At 74.2% G+C, this 19,015-nt stretch carries 19 protein-coding genes; 13 read left to right on the forward strand and 6 right to left on the reverse strand.

Annotated elements, in window-relative coordinates:
- Positions 1-124 precede the first annotated feature (124 nt).
- The gene (locus NF338_RS09925; protein WP_264030615.1) at positions 125-754 is read left to right on the forward strand and encodes a TetR/AcrR family transcriptional regulator; all 630 of its coding nucleotides are present in this window, start codon (positions 125-127) and stop codon (positions 752-754) included.
- An 85-nt stretch (positions 755-839) separates the two neighbouring features.
- Here NF338_RS09925 and NF338_RS09930 read toward each other — a convergent pair whose 3' ends face one another.
- The 3 genes from NF338_RS09930 to NF338_RS09940 form a co-directional block, all read right to left on the reverse strand.
- On the reverse strand, positions 840-2,318 hold the full coding sequence (locus NF338_RS09930; RefSeq protein WP_264030616.1) for a hypothetical protein: 1,479 nt from the start codon (positions 2,316-2,318) through the stop codon (positions 840-842).
- Positions 2,319-2,453: 135 nt separating this feature from the next.
- Positions 2,454-2,906, reverse strand: coding sequence for a VOC family protein (locus tag NF338_RS09935; protein ID WP_264030617.1), 453 nt, complete (start codon positions 2,904-2,906; stop codon positions 2,454-2,456).
- A gap of 144 nt (positions 2,907-3,050) precedes the next feature.
- Positions 3,051-4,058, reverse strand: a complete 1,008-nt coding sequence (locus NF338_RS09940; protein ID WP_264030618.1) for a Ku protein — start codon at positions 4,056-4,058, stop codon at positions 3,051-3,053.
- 125 nt (positions 4,059-4,183) lie between these two features.
- Here NF338_RS09940 and NF338_RS09945 point away from each other — a divergent pair, with 125 nt between their 5' ends.
- The gene (locus NF338_RS09945; protein ID WP_253050372.1) at positions 4,184-4,486 is read left to right on the forward strand and encodes a DUF1905 domain-containing protein; all 303 of its coding nucleotides are present in this window, start codon (positions 4,184-4,186) and stop codon (positions 4,484-4,486) included.
- A 44-nt stretch (positions 4,487-4,530) separates the two neighbouring features.
- Here the strand turns inward: NF338_RS09945 and NF338_RS09950 are convergent, their stop codons facing one another.
- Positions 4,531-5,229 carry a GTP pyrophosphokinase family protein gene (locus NF338_RS09950; protein WP_264030782.1) on the reverse strand — a complete coding sequence of 233 codons (699 nt, stop codon included), beginning with the start codon at positions 5,227-5,229 and terminating at the stop codon, positions 4,531-4,533.
- Between the two features lie 254 nt (positions 5,230-5,483).
- Between NF338_RS09950 and NF338_RS09955 the strand changes: the two genes are divergently transcribed.
- The 6 genes from NF338_RS09955 (at position 5,484) to NF338_RS09980 (ending at position 12,998) form a co-directional block, all read left to right on the forward strand.
- A complete protein-coding gene (locus tag NF338_RS09955) occupies positions 5,484-8,168 on the forward strand; it encodes an ATP-dependent DNA ligase (RefSeq protein ID WP_264030619.1) in 2,685 nt (894 codons plus the stop codon).
- 94 nt (positions 8,169-8,262) lie between these two features.
- Positions 8,263-8,772 carry a nitroreductase family deazaflavin-dependent oxidoreductase gene (locus NF338_RS09960; RefSeq protein ID WP_264030620.1) on the forward strand — a complete coding sequence of 170 codons (510 nt, stop codon included), beginning with the start codon at positions 8,263-8,265 and terminating at the stop codon, positions 8,770-8,772.
- Positions 8,773-8,893: 121 nt separating this feature from the next.
- Positions 8,894-10,150 carry a YncE family protein gene (locus NF338_RS09965; RefSeq protein ID WP_264030621.1) on the forward strand — a complete coding sequence of 419 codons (1,257 nt, stop codon included), beginning with the start codon at positions 8,894-8,896 and terminating at the stop codon, positions 10,148-10,150.
- On the forward strand, positions 10,147-11,394 hold the full coding sequence (locus tag NF338_RS09970; RefSeq protein WP_264030623.1) for an amidohydrolase: 1,248 nt from the start codon (positions 10,147-10,149) through the stop codon (positions 11,392-11,394). Before NF338_RS09965 ends, NF338_RS09970 begins: the two co-directional genes overlap by 4 nt.
- Before the next feature lie 132 nt (positions 11,395-11,526).
- Positions 11,527-11,934, forward strand: coding sequence for a VOC family protein (locus tag NF338_RS09975; protein ID WP_264030624.1), 408 nt, complete (start codon positions 11,527-11,529; stop codon positions 11,932-11,934).
- A 128-nt stretch (positions 11,935-12,062) separates the two neighbouring features.
- On the forward strand, positions 12,063-12,998 hold the full coding sequence (locus NF338_RS09980) for an NADP-dependent oxidoreductase (RefSeq protein WP_204542387.1): 936 nt from the start codon (positions 12,063-12,065) through the stop codon (positions 12,996-12,998).
- A 79-nt stretch (positions 12,999-13,077) separates the two neighbouring features.
- Here the strand turns inward: NF338_RS09980 and NF338_RS09985 are convergent, their stop codons facing one another.
- Complete coding sequence (locus tag NF338_RS09985; RefSeq protein ID WP_264030625.1) at positions 13,078-13,458, reverse strand: cupin domain-containing protein; 381 nt, start codon at positions 13,456-13,458, stop codon at positions 13,078-13,080.
- 125 nt (positions 13,459-13,583) lie between these two features.
- On the opposite strand from NF338_RS09985, the gene NF338_RS09990 reads away from it, so the two are divergent.
- Both NF338_RS09990 and NF338_RS09995 read left to right on the forward strand, forming a co-directional pair.
- Entirely contained in the window at positions 13,584-14,762 is a 1,179-nt protein-coding gene (locus NF338_RS09990) for an aminopeptidase P family protein (RefSeq protein ID WP_264030626.1), read from the forward strand.
- Positions 14,759-15,364, forward strand: coding sequence for a class I SAM-dependent methyltransferase (locus NF338_RS09995; protein WP_264030627.1), 606 nt, complete (start codon positions 14,759-14,761; stop codon positions 15,362-15,364). Before NF338_RS09990 ends, NF338_RS09995 begins: the two co-directional genes overlap by 4 nt.
- Positions 15,365-15,375: 11 nt before the next feature.
- On the opposite strand, the gene NF338_RS10000 is transcribed toward NF338_RS09995, so the two are convergent.
- On the reverse strand, positions 15,376-16,794 hold the full coding sequence (locus NF338_RS10000) for an MFS transporter (protein WP_412846547.1): 1,419 nt from the start codon (positions 16,792-16,794) through the stop codon (positions 15,376-15,378).
- 95 nt (positions 16,795-16,889) lie between these two features.
- On the opposite strand from NF338_RS10000, the gene NF338_RS10005 reads away from it, so the two are divergent.
- From NF338_RS10005 to NF338_RS10015, 3 genes are read left to right on the forward strand one after another with little or no spacing between them, the layout of a single operon-like run.
- Positions 16,890-17,462 (forward strand): TetR/AcrR family transcriptional regulator, encoded by a 573-nt coding sequence (locus NF338_RS10005; protein WP_264030630.1) that lies wholly within the window; start codon positions 16,890-16,892, stop codon positions 17,460-17,462.
- Complete coding sequence (locus tag NF338_RS10010; RefSeq protein ID WP_264030631.1) at positions 17,459-18,148, forward strand: pyridoxal 5'-phosphate synthase; 690 nt, start codon at positions 17,459-17,461, stop codon at positions 18,146-18,148. The genes NF338_RS10005 and NF338_RS10010 overlap by 4 nt, the downstream gene beginning before the upstream one ends.
- Positions 18,139-18,972, forward strand: a complete 834-nt coding sequence (locus tag NF338_RS10015; RefSeq protein ID WP_264030632.1) for a maleylpyruvate isomerase family mycothiol-dependent enzyme — start codon at positions 18,139-18,141, stop codon at positions 18,970-18,972. The genes NF338_RS10010 and NF338_RS10015 overlap by 10 nt, the downstream gene beginning before the upstream one ends.
- The last annotated feature ends 43 nt before the right edge of the window (positions 18,973-19,015 follow it).

Here is a 19,015-nt window from a genome sequence, read left to right on the forward strand (position 1 = left end):
TCGGGGCTCGTCGTCATCCCGAGTCCGGTGTGACGCTGCGCACCGACCACTCCCCTGTCAGTCAGGGTGCGTTTGCCCGGGTCGGGCGACTGGCGCACCCGGCCCTCCCACTACCCTCGGAACCATGCCGCCGCCCCCCGCCGCCCGCGCCAAGGTCCTGCGCGCGTTCGCGTCCCTCCTCGTCGAGCAGGGCGAGCGCGCCGCCACGCTCGAGGCCGTCGCCGAGCGCGCCGGGGTGTCCAAGGGCGGACTGCTCTACCACTTCGGCTCCAAGGACGCGCTCGCCGACGGCCTCACCGAGCACCTGCGCGAGCTCACCGCCGCCGACGTCGAGGCGATGCGCGCCGCGCCCGCGGGCGCCGTCGACTACCTCATCCGCACCTCGACGCTCGTGGACACCGAGTTCGAGCTCGTCTACCTCGCCGTCTCGCGCCTCGCCCAGGGGTCGTACCCGCGCGCCCGCGCCGCGCTCGACGGCGCGCACGACGCCTGGACCCGCGCCGTCCTCGACGAGGTGGGCGACCCCGTCGTCGCGCGCGCGATCGTCCTGCTCAGCGACGGGCTCTACGCGCACGCCGCGCTGAGCAGCGACGTGCTCGGTCGTGTCACGGGCGGCACGGCCGAGACGGACGACGGCGACGTCGTCCCCGAGGAGGACCTCGCCTTCCGCGGACCCCGTCCCGGCGACGACGTCGACGACCTCCTCCGGCTCCTCGACGAGCTCGTCGCGCTGCGCCGCGCGTCGACCGCCTGACGGGGACGTCCCGCAAACGCCGGAGGCCCGGTGGCACGCCTCTCGACGCGCCACCGGGCCTCCGGTCCTCAGGTGCGGCTCGCGACTACCCGCCGAGCCAGAACGGGACAGCACGCTCCCGCGTGACCTGCTCGCCGTCGACGTCGGCCGTGAAGGAGACGTCCACCTGGCCCTCGACGGGCTCCGTCGTGCGCACGGCGAACGCCTGGTACGCGCTCGCCCCCGCCGCGACGCGCGGGAAGTGCTTGCGCCCGAACGGCGTCACGACGCTCACGTCCGCCGTGCCGTCGCCCTCGTTGAGCACGCGCACGCTGAGGTAGAGCTTGCCTGCGAGCCACCGCTGGCTCACGTCGACGGAGAAGTGCGGGCCGGGGTCGTCGGCGCACGGGTCGGAGGTGGGCGCGTCCTCCCAGACGGCCCGGTAGGAGCGTGAGTACGTCCATCCGTCGACCCATTCCGACGCCCCGAGGACCAGGTCGATGTCGTCGAGCCTCCACGTCTCGTCGTACGCCGGCGAGACCGAACCGTCGCCGTGGGTGACGAATCCCGGCCAGGGCTCGCGGGTGACCCACGGGTGGCCGAAACCGGCGTCTCCGTACACGACGTCGTACCCGGAGTTCGGCCCCTCCCACGAGATGAGGAAGGAGCTCTCGTCCACCCCTGCCGGGGGGTTGACGACGATGTCGACGAACGGCGCTCCGGCCGCGCACACCGGGGTCACCGAGACGACCTCGAGCTCGCACCGTGGCCGCACGACGGAGCTCCACTCGAGGAGGAGCCGTCCGTCCCCGAGCGCTCGCCACTCCCCTGTCGTACCGGCACCGCCGGGGAACTCGTACCCGGACGCCGCGGTCGCGACGATGCCGTTGTCGCCACGGCTGTACGACACCGCCGCGCTGTCGGACGGGAGTCGCGTGTCCTCCGGCGTCGCCGCGCAGTCCGTGAGCGCCGGGGGCGTCTCAGGCACGACGATCTCGCCGCCCGAACCGCAGGACGAGACGCCCGACTCGCTCCGGTCGAAGGCGTCGTCCTCTGCGTCGACGACGACCTGCCACGTCTGGCCCGACCACTCGTCGAGCCGGGTGCCGAACCAGTAGGAGCCGTACTCGTCGACGACGCCCTCGGTGAGGGCCTCGGCATCCACCGCGACGGTGACGGTCGAGCCGGCGGGGAAGCCACCGAGCGAGACGTTGAGGTTCCCGCAGTACGCGTCGGCGTAGAACCAGTCGCTCGGCGGGTCTCCGCACGGCACCGTCGTGCCGCCGTCCGAGAAGTCGTCGACGTCGCCCGGTGCGTCGACGACGACGCTCCAGGCGTGCGCGACCGAGCCGTCGACGTCGTACCAGAAAGTGTGGTAGCCGTCGAACAGGACGTCTTCGACCGTCTCGCCGTCGACGGTCGCGACGAAAGACGTACCCTCCGGATACCCGTCGAGCGTGACGTAGAGGGACGAGCAGCCGGCTTGGACGTCAGGGGTGGCGGCGGCTGCGGGGGTCGCGGTGGCGACGCCCAGCCCGCCGAGGGCCAGCACCGTCCCCATGGTGCCGGCAAGGAGCTTCTTCACTCGGTTTCGTGGTCCTTCACAAGAGGACGGCGCACGCCGTCGGCGGAGATGTCGAGCGCATTCAACCAGACCTGGGCACGACCTGGACATCCCCGACGAACCACCTGTGCGGCGAGACGGACGCCGGACCGGGGGTCAGCCCTCGTAGGCCGCCCGCAGCGGTCCCAGGTCGAGCTTGACCTGCGTCATCATCACGTCGACGACGCGCTGGACGCGGGCGGGGTCCGGGTCCTGCAGCATCGCGAGGAACTCGACGGGGACGACCTGCCACGACAGCCCGAACCGGTCCTTGAGCCAGCCGCACTGCGACTCCTGGCCGCCGTCGGTGAGCGCCGCCCAGTACTCGTCGACCTCAGCCTGCGACTCGCACTCGACGACGAACGACACAGCCTCGGTGAACGGGAACTGCGGGCCGCCGTTGATGGCGGCGAACCGGTGCCCCGCGAGCTCGAAGTCGGCCGACACCGCCGTGCCGTCGGGCTGGCGGAACACGTCGCCGACCTCCGCGTCGGGGAAGACGCTCGCGTAGAAGGTGATGGCCTCCTCGAGGTTGCCGTCGAACCACAGGCTGGGCACGATCGCGCGCATCGTCGTCTCCGTTCGTCACAGGCGTCACAGGTCTCACGGGCGGCCGGACCACCGCCCACCGGTTCCGACGGGTGCCGGAGCCCGAACTCATCGCGCGCCCCGGGTACCCGTCGGTCGAGCCGGGGGCGGGCAGGAACCGTCGCCCTACGCGGACGCCTTCTTGCGGGTCGTCTTGGCCGCCGTCGACTTCTCCTTCGACGTCGAGCGGCCCGTGCTCTTCTTCGCGGGCTTCGAGCCCTCGTCCTTCGTGCTGCCGCCCGTGGCCCGGGACCCGGAGGAGCCCTTGCCCGACGACGAGGTGGTCTTGCGGCTCGAGCCGCCCTTCGCCGTCGACCCGCCGGACGACCCCGATCCGCTCGCGCGGCCGCTCTTCGACGACGCGACGGACTTGCGCAGCGCCTCCATGAGGTCGATGACCTCGGCGCCCTCGCCCTCCTCGGGCTGCTCGCCAAAGGTCTCGGCGGTGTCGAGCGCGTCGCCCTGCTCGAGCTTGGCCTCGATGAGCTGGCGGAGCTGCACCTGGTAGTCGTCCTCGTACTCCTCGGGCGTGAAGTCCGCCTCGAAGCTCGCGACGAGCTGCGCGGACATGGCGAGCTCCTTGTCGGTCACCTTCGCCTCGTCGTCGAGCGAGGGGAACGCTGCCTCGCGCACCTCGTCGGCCCACAGCAGCGTCTGGAGGACGAGCACGTCGTCGCGCACGCGCATCGCGGCGAGCCGCGTGCGCTGGCGCAGCGCGAACTTCACGATCGCCGTCCGGTCGGTCTCCTCGAGCGTGCGCCGCATGAGCACGTACGCCTTGTTGGACGTCGAGTCGGGCTCGAGGTAGTAGCTGCGGTCGAGCAGGAGCGGGTCGATCTGCTCGCTCGGCACGAACTCGACGACCTCGATCTCGCGGCTGCGCTCCGCGGGGAGCGCCGAGAAGTCCTCGCCCGTGAGCACGACGGTGCGCTCGCCGTCGTCGTACGCCTTGTCGATGTGCTCGTAGGGCACGACCTCGCCGTCGATCTCGCACACGCGCCGGTAGCGGATGCGCCCGCCGTCCTTGTCGTGCACCTGGTGCAACGGCACGTCGTGGTCCTCCGTCGCGGAGTACACCTTGACGGGGACGTTGACGAGACCGAACGTGATGGCGCCCTTCCAGATGGCCCTCATCCGTCCATGGTGGCGCTCCGCGCGCCCGCCCGCGAGGGGGCGGCGGCTCTGGGTCGCGCGCAGGCGGCGCCCGCAGCCTGCCCGACGACGCCCGCCGTGTGGGTGGCCCGCGGCACCATGGTCTCGTGGCGGGGACGAGGTTCGAGTTCGAGGCAGAGCTGTGGCGGTGGGAGGCGCGCACCGACAGCTGGGTGTTCGCCGCGCTGCCGGAGGACGTGAGCGACGAGATCGCGGAGCTGCCGCTGCCACCGGCGGGGTTCGGCTCCGTCAAGGTCGAGGTGACGCTCGGGGCGCAGCGCTGGTCGACGTCGGTGTTCCCCGACGCGGGGCGCAAGACGTTCGTCGTGCCTATCAAAGCCGCGGTGCGCCGCGCCGAGGGCGTCGACGTCGGCGACCGGGTGACGATCGGCGTCGAGACCCTGCTCTGAGCGCCACGCCCGACAGCGCTGCGGCCCCCGGGCGGAGCGCCGAGTCAGCCGTCGTGCCGACGCTCGTGGAACGCCTCGTCGGCGACCTGCACCGTGCGCATGAAGTTCTCGACCATCTCGCGCGGCGACACGAGCGCGTCCGCGGTCTCGGTGGGCTCGGCCTCCCCGTCCAGCTCGCGGACCTCGTCGTGGATGCGCTCCATCGTCGTGTCGAGGGTCGCCGCGACGTCGGCCGCGAGCTTGAGGGCGTCGGTGAGGTGCTGGGGCACGTCCCGCTCGTACTTGTAGTAGATCTTGTGCTCGAGGCTCGCCCAGAAGTCCATGGCGATGGTGCGGAGCTGGATCTCCACCACGACGTCCTCGACCCGGTCCGACAGGAAGACCGGCACCTGGACGATGAGGTGCAGGCTCTTGTAACCGTTGCCCTTGGGGTGCGCGATGTAGTCGCGCTCCTCGAGCACGGTGAGGTCGCGCTGGCCGACGAGCATGTCGCGCACCCGGTAGATGTCGGAGACGAAGCTGCACGTCACGCGCACGCCCGCGACGTCGAACATGTTCTCCCGCACGCCCTCCGGGGTGAGCGGGATCCCCTTGCGCTGCGCCTTGGCGAAGATCGAGTCGATCGACTTCAGGCGCGAGCCCAGGTGCTCGATCGGGTTGTAGTCATGGATGTGCCGGAACTCGTCGCGCAGGACGGTGATCTTGGTCATCACCTCGTCGATGCCGAACTTGTACGTCATCATCAGCCGGCGGAACTCACGCACCCGCGGACGGATCTCCCCGGTGGGCGGGACGTCGTCGGTCGTCAGGTGGGTCACGGTGGTCCTCTCGGTGCAGCGTCGTCCCGGCGGTCCCCCAGGTGGTCCGACCGCCTCCTCCAGTGTGCACGGTCGGGGGCGCCGGGAAGTTCCCGCGGCGGCCTACGGGCAGGGTCCTTGGTCCCTCGTCGGGTCCCGTCCGGCGGGCGGCGCCGTCCCGCGCGCGCCACCATGGGCCCATGGCCACCTCATCGAGCCGCGGCGCGGGCGAGACGGTGAGCGTCGGGGGCCACCGCCTGCGGCTCACGAACCTCGACAAGGTCCTCTACCCCGCCACCGGCACGACGAAGGCGGACGTCCTCGCGTACCTCGCGGCCGTCGCCGACGTCATGCTCCCCCACTGCGCCCACCGGCCCGCGACGCGCAAGCGCTGGCCCGACGGCGTCGAGGGCCAGGTCTTCTTCCAGAAGAACGCGGGGCAGGGCGTGCCGTCGTGGGTCCGCACGCGCCGGATCCAGCACAAGAGCAGCGCGAACGACTACGTGCTCGTCGACGACCTGGCCACGCTCACGTGGCTCGGCCAGACGGCGTCGCTCGAGCTGCACGTGCCGCAGTGGCAGTTCGGCCGCACCGGCGTCCACCTGAACCCCGACCGGCTCGTGCTCGACCTGGACCCCGGGCCGGGGGCCGGGCTGGCCGAGTGTGCGGAGGTCGCGCGCCTGGCCCGGCAGATCCTGCAGGGCATGGGGCTCGAGCCCCTGCCCGTGACGAGCGGCTCCAAGGGCATCCACCTGTACGCCGCGCTCGACGGCAAGCAGGACGCCGCGGCCGTCTCCGACGTCGCGCACGAGCTCGCGCGCTACCTCGAGGCCGAGAACCCCGACCTCGTCGTGAGCGACATGAAGAAGTCGCTCCGCGGCGGCAAGGTGCTCGTCGACTGGAGCCAGAACAACGGCAACAAGACGACCATCGCGCCGTACTCGCTGCGCGGGCGCGAGCACCCGACCGTCGCCGCGCCGCGCACGTGGGAGGAGCTGGACGACCCGGACCTGCGGCACCTCGACTCCGGCGAGGTGGTCGAGCGCGTGCGCACGATCGGCGACCCGTTGGCCGCGCTCACGCTGGGCCACCTCTCCGCGCTCGAGCCCACGCCCGAGCGCATGGCGACGTTCGAGCGCAAGGGCGCCGCGACGTCGGGCAGCGACGACGACCCCGGGACGAGCGACGTCGAGCGGCCCGACCGCCTGCACCGCTACCGCTCGATGCGCGACGCCGCGCGGACGCCCGAGCCCGTCCCCGACGAGGCACCACCGGCGAGCGAGGGCAACGGCTTCGTCATCCAGGAGCACCACGCCCGGCGCCTGCACTGGGACTTCCGGCTCGAGCACGACGGCGTCCTCGTGAGCTGGGCGCTGCCCCGCGGCGAGCCGACGGACCCGAAGAAGAACCACCTCGCCGTCCAGACCGAGGACCACCCGCTCGCGTACGGGGCGTTCGAGGGCACGATCCCGAAGGGCGAGTACGGGGCGGGCGAGGTGACCATCTGGGACGCCGGCACGTACGAGCTGGAGAAGTGGCGGGACGGCAAGGAGGTCATCGTCACGCTCCACGGCGAGCAGCACGGCACGCGCCGCCTCGCACTCATCCACACGGGCGGCCGCGACGGCCGAGAGACAGCCAACTGGCTCATCCACCTCATGGCCCCGCGCGGCGGAACCCCGCGGGCGGCGTCCGCGGGAGGCCGCGACCAGGGTGAGACGAGGAAGGCGGGTGGGGCGCTCGCGCCGGGTCGTGGCGGGTCTGGCGGGAGCGCCGAGGAACGAGGCGCGGATGGTAGACCCGGCGCGAGCGCCCCACCCGCCACCCAACCCGACCACGACCACGACCACGACCACGCCGAGCCAACGCCGGCCCGGACGGACTGGCGACCCATGCTCGCGTCGCCCGCGTCGTCGGGCGACCTGCACGACGGCGACGACTGGGCGTTCGAGATGAAGTGGGACGGGTTCCGGGCGCTCGCGCACGTGTCGCACGGCCGGGTGCGGCTCGTGAGCCGCTCGGGCAAGGACATGACGGTGACGTACCCGGAGCTCCAGGCGCTCGCCGAGCAGGTCCCGGCCGAGGCGCTGCCGGTCGTGCTGGACGGCGAGATCGTCGCGCTCGACGCGCGAGGACGGCCGAGCTTCCGGCGCCTCCAGCAGCGCGCGAACATCGCCAAGCCGGGCGACGTCGCGGCGGCCCGGCGCAAGGTCACGGTCGACCTCATGGTGTTCGACGTCCTGGAGACCGCGGGGCGGTCGCTCGCCAAGCGCCCGTACGACGAGCGGCGCGAGATCCTCGAGGACGTGCTGGGCGACGCGCGCGCCCCGGTCCACGTGCCGCCCGCGTTCGACGGCGACCTCGACGCGGCGATGGAGACGTCGCGGCGGCTCGGCCTGGAGGGGGTCGTCGCCAAGCGGCGCGACGGCACGTACTCGTCGGGCCGCCGCTCGGCGCTGTGGCTCAAGCTCAAGCACGCGCAGTCGCAGGAGGTCGTCGTCGTCGGGTGGCGCCCGGGTCACGGCGACCGAGCGCACCTGATGGGCTCGCTCCTCCTCGCGGTGCCCGACGGCGACCGGCTGGTCTACGTGGGGCGCGTCGGGTCGGGCTTCACGGACGCGGAGCGGCACGACCTCGTCACGGAGCTCGGCCGGCTGGAGCGCACGACGCCGCCCGCGACGGGCGTCCCCCGCGAGGACGCGCGCGACGCGCGGTGGGTGTCGCCGCGCCGGGTCGCCGAGGTCGTCTACGCCGAGTGGACGGGCCCGGGCGAGGACGACGACGTCCCGTTCGGCAAGCTGCGGCACCCCGTGTGGAAGGGGTGGCGGCGTGACAAGGCGCCGGGCGACGTCGTGCGCGAGGAGCCCGCGACGCTCGACCGCTGACGGGCCGACGGCGGACCGTTGACGCCGGCCCTCGCCCGCGGGACCGTTGCTGCGTCGAGGTTCCTCGGCTCCCCTCCGACGCAGGACGGTGACCATGACCGACACCTCCTCCGCACCTCCCGCCCCCGAGCGCCCGCCCCGGCTCCCGCCGCGCTGGTTCGTCCGCACGGCCTGGGTCGTGCACCGCGCGTACTACCGGGTCACCGGGCACCGGCGCGGCCTGTGGCGCCCGCAGCGCGAGAAGTGGGGCACGCTCCTGCTCCGCACGGTCGGGCGGCGTACCGGCCGCGAGCACGACGTGATCGTCGGGTACTTCGAGGACGGCCCCAACCTCGTCACGCTCGCGATGAACGGCTGGGCCGCGCCCGAGCCGGCGTGGTGGCTCAACCTCCAGGCGCACCCGGACACGACCGTCGAGCTGCACGGCGAGACGCGCGCCGTCCACGGTCGCGCGGCCGAGGGGTCGGAGCGCGCCCGGCTCTGGGAGCGGTGGCGCACGTTCGACCACGCGCTGGACGGGTTCGCCGCGCGGCGCCCGACGGAGACCGCGGTCGTCGTGCTGGAGCCCCGGGGGGCAGCGGTGCCGGCCGACGACGGCGCGTAGGGGCCGCGCTTCCGACGAGTCCTGCCGGGTCGCCACCCGGTGCTCGGCGCGATTCTCGGCCGGTCCGGGATCCGGTGCGGGGTCGAGAGGGCGTCCGGGGCGATTGGTATACCATTTTGCGATGGCTCCCCTCACACCTCCCGGTGGTGCCGCACCTCCGAGCCGTCGCACGCGCCGCACCCGGCATGCCGTCACGGCGTGGGCGACCGCCGCGGCCGTCGCGGTGCTCGCGGCCTGCTCGCCGGGCAGCGCGGGCGGCGCCGACTCGCCCGCTCCCGCGCCGACCCCCGACGTCTCGTCCCCCACCCCGACCCCTGCGCCCGACCCGACGGACGGTCAGGCGGCTCCCGAGGAGCCCGTCGAGGCGCCCGCGCGCTACCTGCTCGCGACCGAGGCGGAGTCCGACGGGCTCGCCGTCGTCGACCCGACGATCCGCGAGGGCAGCGCCGTCGTCGACCGCGTCGAGGTCGGGGCGGCGCCGTGGGGCGTCGCCGTGCACGCCCCGACGATGCGCGCGTACGTCTCGACGGCGCAGGGCGTGGCGGTCGTCGACCTCGCCGCGCGCGAGCGCGTCGACCTGATCCCCTACCGGGACACGCCCGCCAGGGTCGGGTTCGGCGAGTACCGTCGCGGCGGCATGGGCATCGCGGTGTCGCCCGACGGCACCCGCGTCTACGTGGCCGTCCACCGGGGCGACTCGTCGACGCTCGAGACGATCGACGTCGCGTCGCGCGAGGTGCTCGCGAGCACGCCCGTGGGCCTGCGGCCGTTCGACGTGCTCGTCGCGGTCGACGGCCGCGAGGTCTACACCGTCGACCACGACGAGTTCTCCGTGCACGTCGTCGACACCACGACGTTCGAGGCGCGGCGCATCGAGGTCGCACCGTTCGGCACCGAGGGCGGGCTCGCGTCGTTCGAGAAGCCGCACTACGCCGTGCTCGACGACGACGGGTCGCTCCTGCTCCCCTACCAGGGCCGGGTGCTGGTCCGTCTCGATCCCGCCACCGGCACGACGACGAGCGTGCCGTCCGCGGCGGACAGCCACCAGCACGGCGTCGCGCGCGCTCCCGACGGCCGCGTGGTCGTCGTGGGCAACGGCCCGTTCGGCAACGCCGCGGGCGGACCGAACGTGACGGTGCTCGACCCCGCGACCGGGGCCGAGCAGGTCGCGCCGCTCACGCGCCGGCACGAGACCGCGACCACGTGGACCGACCCCGCGACCGGAGGTCTGACCGCCGTGCTCGCCGGCGGCTACACGCAGGCCGAGGCGTGGGACGGCGCGACCGTCGTCGACCTCGACGCCCTCGCCACGTACGAGATCCAGATCCCCGGACGACCCCAGGTCGTCGTCCCGCTCCCGGAAGGACCCTCCGCATGACCAGCCCGAACGCCCCCGAGACCGTCACCGTCCTGCGCGACGTCCGCCCCTGGGGCGGCGAGCGCGTCGACCTGCACGTCGCCGACGGGCGCATCGCCGCGGTGACGCCGCACGACCCCGCCGTCGCGGCGCCGTCAGGCACGCCCGCCGGCTCGCTGACGGGTGACGCGGCCGGCGCCGTCGACGGACGGGGCCTGCTCGCGCTGCCCGGCCTCGTCAACGCCCACGCGCACGTGGACAAGAGCTGGTGGGGCAAGCCGTGGGTCAGCTACGGCGGCGAGGCGACGACGCAGGGCCGCATCGCGCACGAGCGCGCGCACCGCGACGAGCTCGGGATCCCCGGCGTCGACGTGACGCTCGCCGTGCTGCGCGAGTTCGTGCGCCACGGCACGACGGCGATCCGCACCCACGTGGACGTCGACCTCGGCCTGGGGCTGCGCGGCATCGAGGTCGTGCGCGAGGCGCTCGCCGCGCTCGGCGGCGCCGTGCACGCCGAGATCGTCGCGTTCCCCCAGGACGGCGTGCTGCGCCGGCCCGGCGTCCTCGACCTGCTCGACGCGGCCGCCGCCGCGGGCGCCGAGCACATCGGTGGGCTCGACCCCGCGTCGATCGACCGCGACCCGGTCGGCCAGCTCGACGGGCTCTTCGCGATCGCGGAGCGCCGCGGTGTCGGCATCGACGTGCACCTGCACGACGGCGGCGACCTCGGCGCGTTCCAGGTCGAGCTCATGATCGAGCGCACGCTGCGCGCCGGGCTCCAGGGCAAGGTCAACGTCGCGCACGGTTTCGCGGTCGGCGACGTCCCGGCGTCGCGCCAGGCGGACCTCGTCGCCGCGATGGGCGAGGCGGGCATCACCATGACGACCGTCGCGCCGATCGGCGCCGCACCCCTGCCGGTGCACGCGCTGCGCGCCGCGGGCGTCGCCGTCGGGCTCGGCACGGACGGGATCCGCGACCTGTGGTCGCCGTACGGGACCGGGGACCTCCTCGCCCTCACGACGCAGCTCGCGCGCCTGTCGCGGTTCCGGTACGACGAGGAGCTCGTCACCGCGGCGCGCATCGCGACGTCCGACGCCGCCCGGTTCGTCGGCCGCCACGTGCACGACCTCGTCGTCGGTGCGCCCGCGGACGTCGTGCTCGTCGACGCCGAGAACGTGCCCGACGCGGTCGTACGCGCCCCGCGCCGCGCGCTCGTCGTCGCCGGCGGCCGGGTCGTCGCGCGCGATGGCGACGTGCTCGTCTGAGCCCTCCCCGGGGCGGTTCGTCGCCCGGCCACGACGCGCGCGCGGCCGGGCGATGAGTTCGTGGGGCACCGGACGTCTACCCCCACGACACCACGTACCGGGCGAACCGCCCACGACGCCGGAGGCACACTCATGAGCACGCAGATCTTCGTCAACCTGCCCGTCAAGGACCTCGACGCCGCCAAGGCGTTCTACACGGCGCTCGGGTACAGCGTGAACGAGCAGTTCACGGACGAGAACGCGTCCTCGATCGTCATCAGCGACACGATCTACGTCATGCTCCTCACCGCGGACTTCGCGAAGCAGTTCACGAACAAGTCCGTCGCCGACGCCACCGCGACGACCGAGGTCATCAACGCGCTGAGCGTCGACACGCGCGAGGAGGTCGACCGCCTCGCCGACGCGGCGTTCGCCGCCGGCGCCACCGCGGTCAAGGACCCGCAGGAGGAGGGCGGGTTCATGTACTCGCGGAGCTTCGCCGACCTCGACGGCCACCAGTGGGAGGTCCTCTTCATGGACCCGACGGCGTTCGAGGGCTGACGCACCGCACGAGGTAGAGCCTCCCGGCTCGAGGGAGAACCCCGCGTGCCCTACCTCGAGACCGGACGCTCTACCTCGTGACGGTCGGTCTCGGGAATCGGGCGGGCGCGCGCGCCGTTGCCGCCATCATGCGAGCCATCACCTACTCCCGCTACGGCGGCCCCGACGTCCTCGAGACGACCGACCTCCCGACCCCCAAGGTCGGGCCCGACTCGGTGCTCGTGCGCGTGCGCGCCGCGAGCGTCAACCCCGTGGACTGGAAGGTCCGCGAGGGATACCTCGACCAGATCATGGACGTCGCGTTCCCGGTCGTCCCCGGCTGGGACGTCGCGGGCGTCGTCGAGCGCGTCGGGCTCGACACCCCCGAGCTCCAGGTGGGCGACGAGGTGTACGGGTACGTGCGCAAGGACGTCGTCGGCGGCGAGGTGTCGGGCGGGACGTTCGCGGAGCTCGTCGCGGCGCCGGTCCGCACGCTCGCGCGCAAGCCGGCGGCCTGGTCGTTCGAGGAGGCCGCCGCGGTCCCGCTCGCGGGTCTGACGGCGTACCAGACGATCCGGCGCGCGGGCGTCGCCGCCGGGCAGACGGTCCTCGTGCACGCCGCGGCCGGCGGTGTCGGGTCGTTCGCCGTCCAGATCGCGCGGGCGCTCGGCGCGCGCGTGATCGGCACGGCGTCGGAGCGCAACCACGACTTCCTGCGCTCGCTCGGCGCGGAGCCGGTGACCTACGGTGACGGGCTCGCGGACCGGGTCCGGGCGCTCGCGCCGGAGGGCGTCGACGTCGTCCTCGACTACGTGGGCGGCGACGCGCTGGACTCGGTGCCCCAGGTCCTGCGCGACGGCGGCACGGTCGCCTCGATCACGGACGCCCGCGCCCGCGACGAGCTCGGCGGGCACTACGTGTGGGTCCGCCCCGACGCGGCGGACCTCGCGGAGCTCGCGCGCCTCGGCGACGAGGGCCTGCTGCGTCCGGAGGTCGCGGAGGTGTTCGACCTCGCCGACGCCGCCGACGCGCACCGCGCGAGCCAGTCCGGCCACGTGCGCGGCAAGGTCGTCGTCCGAGTCTGACCCCGCGAGATCGACCCGAGCGTCCCCGGACCGACTCACGGAAGGTCGATCTCGGCCGCTCGGGTCGATCTCGTCGTCGTCAGGCGTCCGGCAGCTCGCGCAGCGGCGACGTGAGGTCGCCCCCCGCGTCGCCCGTGTTCACGGTCCCCCGGCGTTCGACGAGCACCGCGGAGGTCTCGACGGCGGCCCGGGGCCGGTGCTCGACGCCGCGTGGCACGACGAACAGGTCGTGCGGCCCCAGCACGACCGCGCGCTCGACGCCGTCCTCGCGCAGGTCGATCGTCAGCTCGCCCGCGAGCACGAGGAACAGCTCGTCCGTCTCGGGGTGGTCGTGCCAGACGAACTCGCCCAGCACCTTGACGACCTTGACGTCCTCGTCGTTGAGGCTCGCGACCCGGTGCGGCTGCCAGTGCCCGTCGAACGCGTCGAAGGCGGAGAGGATGTTGCGAACGCCGGTCATGTGACCACCCTGCCACTCCCCCCGCACACCGCGAGATCGACCCGCACGTCCGAGATCGACCTTCAGAGGGTCGACGTCGGGCCGTTCGGGTCGATCTCGCCGGTGAGCGGTGCCAGGCTGACACCATGAGCAGCACCGATGCCGCACGTCCGGGGGCCGCGTTCGGCCCCGAGGTCTACGCCGCCCGCCGCGCGCGCGCCGCCGCGCACGCCCGTGAGACCGGCCTCGCGGGGCTCCTCGTCTCGCCCGGCCCGGACCTCGCCTACTTCACCGGCTACGCGCCGCCGGACACCGAGCGCCTCACCCTGCTCGCGATCCCCGCGGGCGAGCCCGGCGCAGGGGGCGGCGCGTCCGTCGTCGTGCCGCTGCTCGAGCGGGGCGACCTGGTCTCGGCCCCGGGCGCGGACGGGCTCGACGTCGTGACCTGGCGCGACGGCGACGACGAGCACGCCGCTGCCGCGCGCCTCCTCGACGGGACCGGCACCTACGCCGTCTCGGACTCGACGTGGGCGCTGCACGTGCTCGGGCTCCAGCGGGCGCTCCCGGACGCGCGCTTCACCGCGTTCACCGACGCCGTCCCGACGCTGCGCGCCGTCAAGGACGCGCAGGAGGTCGCGCGGCTCGCCGCGGCGGGCGCCGCCGCCGACGCGGCGTTCGCCCAGATCCGCGAGGTCGCGTTCGCGGGCCGGCGCGAGCGGGACGTCGCCGCCGACCTCGACCGGTTCCTGCGCGAGCACGGGCACGAGCAGGTCGACTTCACGCTCGTGTGCGCGGGACCGAACGGCGCCGACCCGCACCACGACGCGAGCGACCGGGTCATCGAGCCGGGCGACCTCGTCGTGCTCGACTTCGGCGGGCTCCGCGACGGCTACGGCTCCGACACGACGCGCACGGTCCTCGTCGAGGGCGGCACCGACGACGCGCTCGCCACGCAGCAGCGCGAGGTCTACGACGTCGTCCGCCGCGCCCAGCAGGCCGGGGTCGACGCCGTCCGCCCGGGCGCGACGTGCCAGGACGTCGACCGCGCCGCGCGTGCCGTCATCGCCGACGCGGGCTACGGCGAGTTCTTCGTGCACCGCACGGGGCACGGCATCGGCACCACGACCCACGAGCCGCCGTACATGGTCGAGGGCGAGGACCGGCCGATCGAGCCCGGCATGTGCTTCTCCGTCGAGCCGGGCGTCTACCTGCCCGGACGGTTCGGCGTGCGGATCGAGGACATCGTCGTCGCGTTCCCGCCCGACGTGCCCGACGGCGCACGCCGCCTCAACACCTCGACGCACGACCTTCAGACCGTCCGGTGAGAGACCCTGCGCGCTGGCCCGCCTACAACGCGGCCCAGCGTGGGCGGCCCGTGCGCGACCTGTGCCGCCGGGTCCTCGACCTCGCAGGCCCGGGCGACGGGCGCCTCGCGCTCGACCTGGGCTGCGGGGCGGGCGTCGAGACGGCCGCGATGCTCGACGCCGGGTGGCGCGTCGTCGCGCTCGACCCGGCCCCGGGGACCGGCGACCTGGTGCGTGAGGTCGCCGGGCCGGGCGACCGCGGTCGGCTCACCGTGCACGAGGCCGGCGCCGCGGACGTCTCCACCCTGGTCCGCCCCGCGGCCGTGCAGCTCGTCCACGCGAGCTACGCGCTCCCGCACGTGCCGCGCCTGGCGTTCGACGACGCGTGGCGGCAGGTCCGCGCCGCGCTCTCCCCGGGCGGGTGGCTCGCCGTCGACCTGTTCGGCGACCGCGACTCGTGGGTCGGCGCGCAGGACGAGACCTTCCTGTCGCGCGCCGAGGTGGACGACCTCCTCGCCGGGCTGGACGTCGTCGTGCTCGACGAGGTCGAGGAGGACGGCGAAGCGTTCAGCGGGCCCAAGCACTGGCACACGTACGCCGTGGTCGCCCGAGCACCCGGCTGACCGCACGTCGCTCAGGCGGAGGCGTCCGCGGGCGCGCGCACGTTCTCGTTGCGGATGCCGACCCAGCTCAGCACGCCGCCGAGGACGAGCAGTGCCGCGGTGACGAGGAGCGAGCGGTGGAAGCCGTCGAGGTCGAGCACGCCGCCGACGATCACGCCCGCGAACGCGATGACGACGAGCCCCGCGACGCGGGACACCGCGTTGTTGACCGCCGACCCGATGCCGGCGTCGGCCGCGGGGATGGAGCCGAGGATGGCGGACGTGAGCGGCGCGACGGTCATCGCGAGGCCGAGGCCGAAGAGCACCAGGCCGGGCAGGACCTGGGTGACGTAGACGGCGTCGTCGGTCGTCGTGAGGAGGAGCAGGTACCCGGCCCCGCCGACGATCGGCCCGACCGTCATGAACAGGCGCGGGCCGTACCGGCCCGCGAGCGCCCCGAACCGCGTGGACAGCGCGAGGAGCACGAGGGTCACGGGGAGCTGCGCGAGCCCGGCGGCGGTCGCGCTGTACCCGCCGACCTGCTGGAGGAACAGCGTGACGACGAACCCGCCGAAGTACAGCGCGCCGTAGATGGCGGCGGTCGCGAGGTTGCCCCACGCGAAGTTGCGCACGCGGAAGAGGCGCGGCGGGAGCATGGGGTCGGGCGCGCGCCGCTCCCACCACACGAACACGGCGAGGCACGCGACGCCGACGACGAACGGCCCCCAGACGACGGGGCTCGCCCACCCGAACCGGCCCTGCTCGATGAGCGCGAACACGGTGCCCGCGAGCCCGACGGCGGCGAGCGTCGCCCCGGCGACGTCGATGCGGCGGGCCACGCCCGCCCCCGGCTCCTCCGCTGCGGACCGCGGCACCCCGCGCAGCAGCCACAGCGTCACCGCGACGGGGAGCACGTTGATCCAGAACACCCAGCGCCACGAGATGGTGTCGATGAGGATCCCGCCGAGCAGCGGCCCCACGAGCGACGCGGTGCTGGTCCACGCGGTCCAGGAGCCGATCGCGCGGGACTGTCGTTCGCCGTCGAAGGTCGAGATGATCATGGCGAGCGAGCTCGGCACGAGCAGCGCGCCCGCGACGCCCTGGAGCCCGCGCGCGACGACGAGGAAGAGCCCGTCGGGGGCGAGCGCGCACGCGACCGACGTGACCGCGAAGCCGACGAGCCCGATCGCCATGATGCGGCGCCGGCCGTGGACGTCGGACAGCGAGCCCGCCAGGAGGATGAGAGCGCCGAGCGTGATCATGTAGGCGTCGACGACCCACTGCTGCAGCGCGAGGCCCGTGACCGGCCCGGTCGTCAGCTCGGCGGAGATCGCGGGCAGCGCGACGTTGACCACCGAGCCGTCCAGGAACGACACGAACGACGCGAGGACCGCGACCACCAGCACCCGCTGCTGCACCGTCACCGACCCACCGTACGACTCCGCTCTCATGCCGTCCCGACCGAGCGGGGCTGCGAGGTGTGACGCGCGGTGGTCCGCGGGGCGGCGGCTCGACACCATACCTAGAGGTAGGTACGGTGGATCGCATGACGACGACCGACGCTCGCGAGCGGCTCGTCGCGGCCGCGCAGGACCTGTTCTGGGCCCAGGGCGTCGGCGCGACCAGCCCGCGCCAGGTCCTCGCCGCGAGCGGCGTGGGCCAGGGCAGCCTCTACCACCACTTCCCCACCAAGCACGACCTCGCCACCGCCGCCGTGCACGCCACGACGACGGCCGGCCTCGACGCCGCGCACCGCGACCTCGACGCGGGCGGGTCCGCCGTCGAGCGCCTGGTCCGCTACCTCGAGCGGCCGCGCCCCGCGCTCGCCGGGTGCAAGGTCGGGCGCCTCGTGAGCGACCAGGCCGTCATGGACGACGACGCGCTGGCCGCGGAGGTCCGCGCCTACTTCCGTGGGCTCGTCGACCTGGCCTCCGCCGTCCTCACGAAGGACGGGCTGCCCGACGACGCCGCCCACGACCGCGCGCTCGCCGCCGTCGCGATCGTGCAGGGCGGGTACGTCCTCGCTCGCGCCCTCGACGACCCCGACGCGATGACCGCCGCCGCGCGCGGGTTCGTCGCGCTGCTCGACCCCGGCCCGACCACCGAGGAGGACGCATGACCGACGCCCCCGACCGCCCGTCGCTGCGCGAGCGCCTGCGCGCGCTGCCGGTGTTCGGCGCCGACCTGCCCGGCCTCGACGTCGACGCGGCGCCCGACGAGCCCAGCGCGCTCTTCGTCGACTGGCTCGAGGAGGCGATCGACGCCGGCCTGCCCGCACCGCACGCCGCGACCCTCTCGACCGCCGACGCGAGCGGCCGGGTCGACGCCCGGACGCTGATCCTCAAGGACGTCGACGGCGACGGCTGGGTCTTCGCGACGCGCGCCGACTCGCCCAAGGGCGTCGAGCTCGCGCAGAACCCGAACGCCGCGCTGACGTTCCTCTGGCGCGAGCACGGCCGCCAGGTCCGGGTGCGCGGGCCTGTCGTCCCGCTCGGAGCCGAGGCGTCCGCCGCCGACTTCCTCGCCCGCTCCGACTTCTCCCGTGCGACCGCGCTGGCCGGGCCGCAGAGCTCCCCGCTCGCGTCGCGGGACGCCTACCGGGCCGCGTGGGACGCCGCGCTCGCGCGGGTCCGCGCCGAGCCCGGGCTCGTCCTCGACGCCTGGACCGCGTACGCGCTGGCGCCCACGAGCATCGAGTTCTGGGCGTCCTCGCCCGAGGGCCAGACGCGCCTCCGTTACACCGCACGACCCGACGCCGGAACTGACGAACACCTCCCCTGGACGAAGGAGCTCCTGTGGCCCTGACCGGAACCAGCCCGCTCGCCCTGCCCGACGTCGAGGAGGTCCGCCGCGACGCACGGTCCGCGCTCGACGCCGCCACCGCCGCGACGCGGGCCCTCGACGACGCCGGCCTCGTCGGCCCGTCCGCCCTGCCCGGCTGGTCGCGCAGCCACGTGCTCGCGCACGTCACGGCGATCGGCGAGGCGATGGCCCGCCAGGCGGAGCTCGCCGCGCGCGGCGAGCTCGTCGAGGTGCACGACGGCGGTGCGGTCGGCCGCGAGGCTGGCATCCAGACAGGTGCGCGCCGGACCGTCGCGGAGCACGTCGCCGCGCTCGAGTCGCTCGCCGAGCGCCTCGACGCCGCGTGGCCCGCTCCCGGGTCGTCCGGGTGGGACGCCCCTGTGACCTACCGCGACGGGACCGTCGCCGACGCGCTCGTCGCGTGGTGGCGCGAGGCCCGGATCCACGCCGTCGACCTCGACGCCGGGATCGGCCTCGACACCTGGCCGCGCCCGCTCGGCCTCCACCTCCTCGACTTCCTCGGGGTCCGGCTCACGGACGACGTCGTCGTCGAGGTCGCCGAGGAGCCCGCCCGGCTCAGGGTCGGTCCGGGCGGCCTCCGCCTCGCTGCCGAACCCGGGGCTTCTCCCCACGCAGAGACTCCCGTGGGGAGCGACCCCGGGTTCGACGCGCACGACGGTGTCGTCGTCCGAGGTCGCCTCACCGACGTCGCCGCTTGGCTCGCAGGCCGCACCCCCGACGCCGAGCCCGACACCTTCCGCGCCGGCGAACCCGCGCCCCTGCCCGAGATCGGCCCCTGGCCCTCGCCCTACTCCCCGCCGAGGTAGAACCCAGGTCACGCGAGCGGCGGGCCTGCCGCGAGGAACGAGC

Source organism: Cellulosimicrobium sp. SH8 (assembly GCF_025818875.1).
Lineage (GTDB): Bacteria > Actinomycetota > Actinomycetes > Actinomycetales > Cellulomonadaceae > Cellulosimicrobium > Cellulosimicrobium cellulans_D.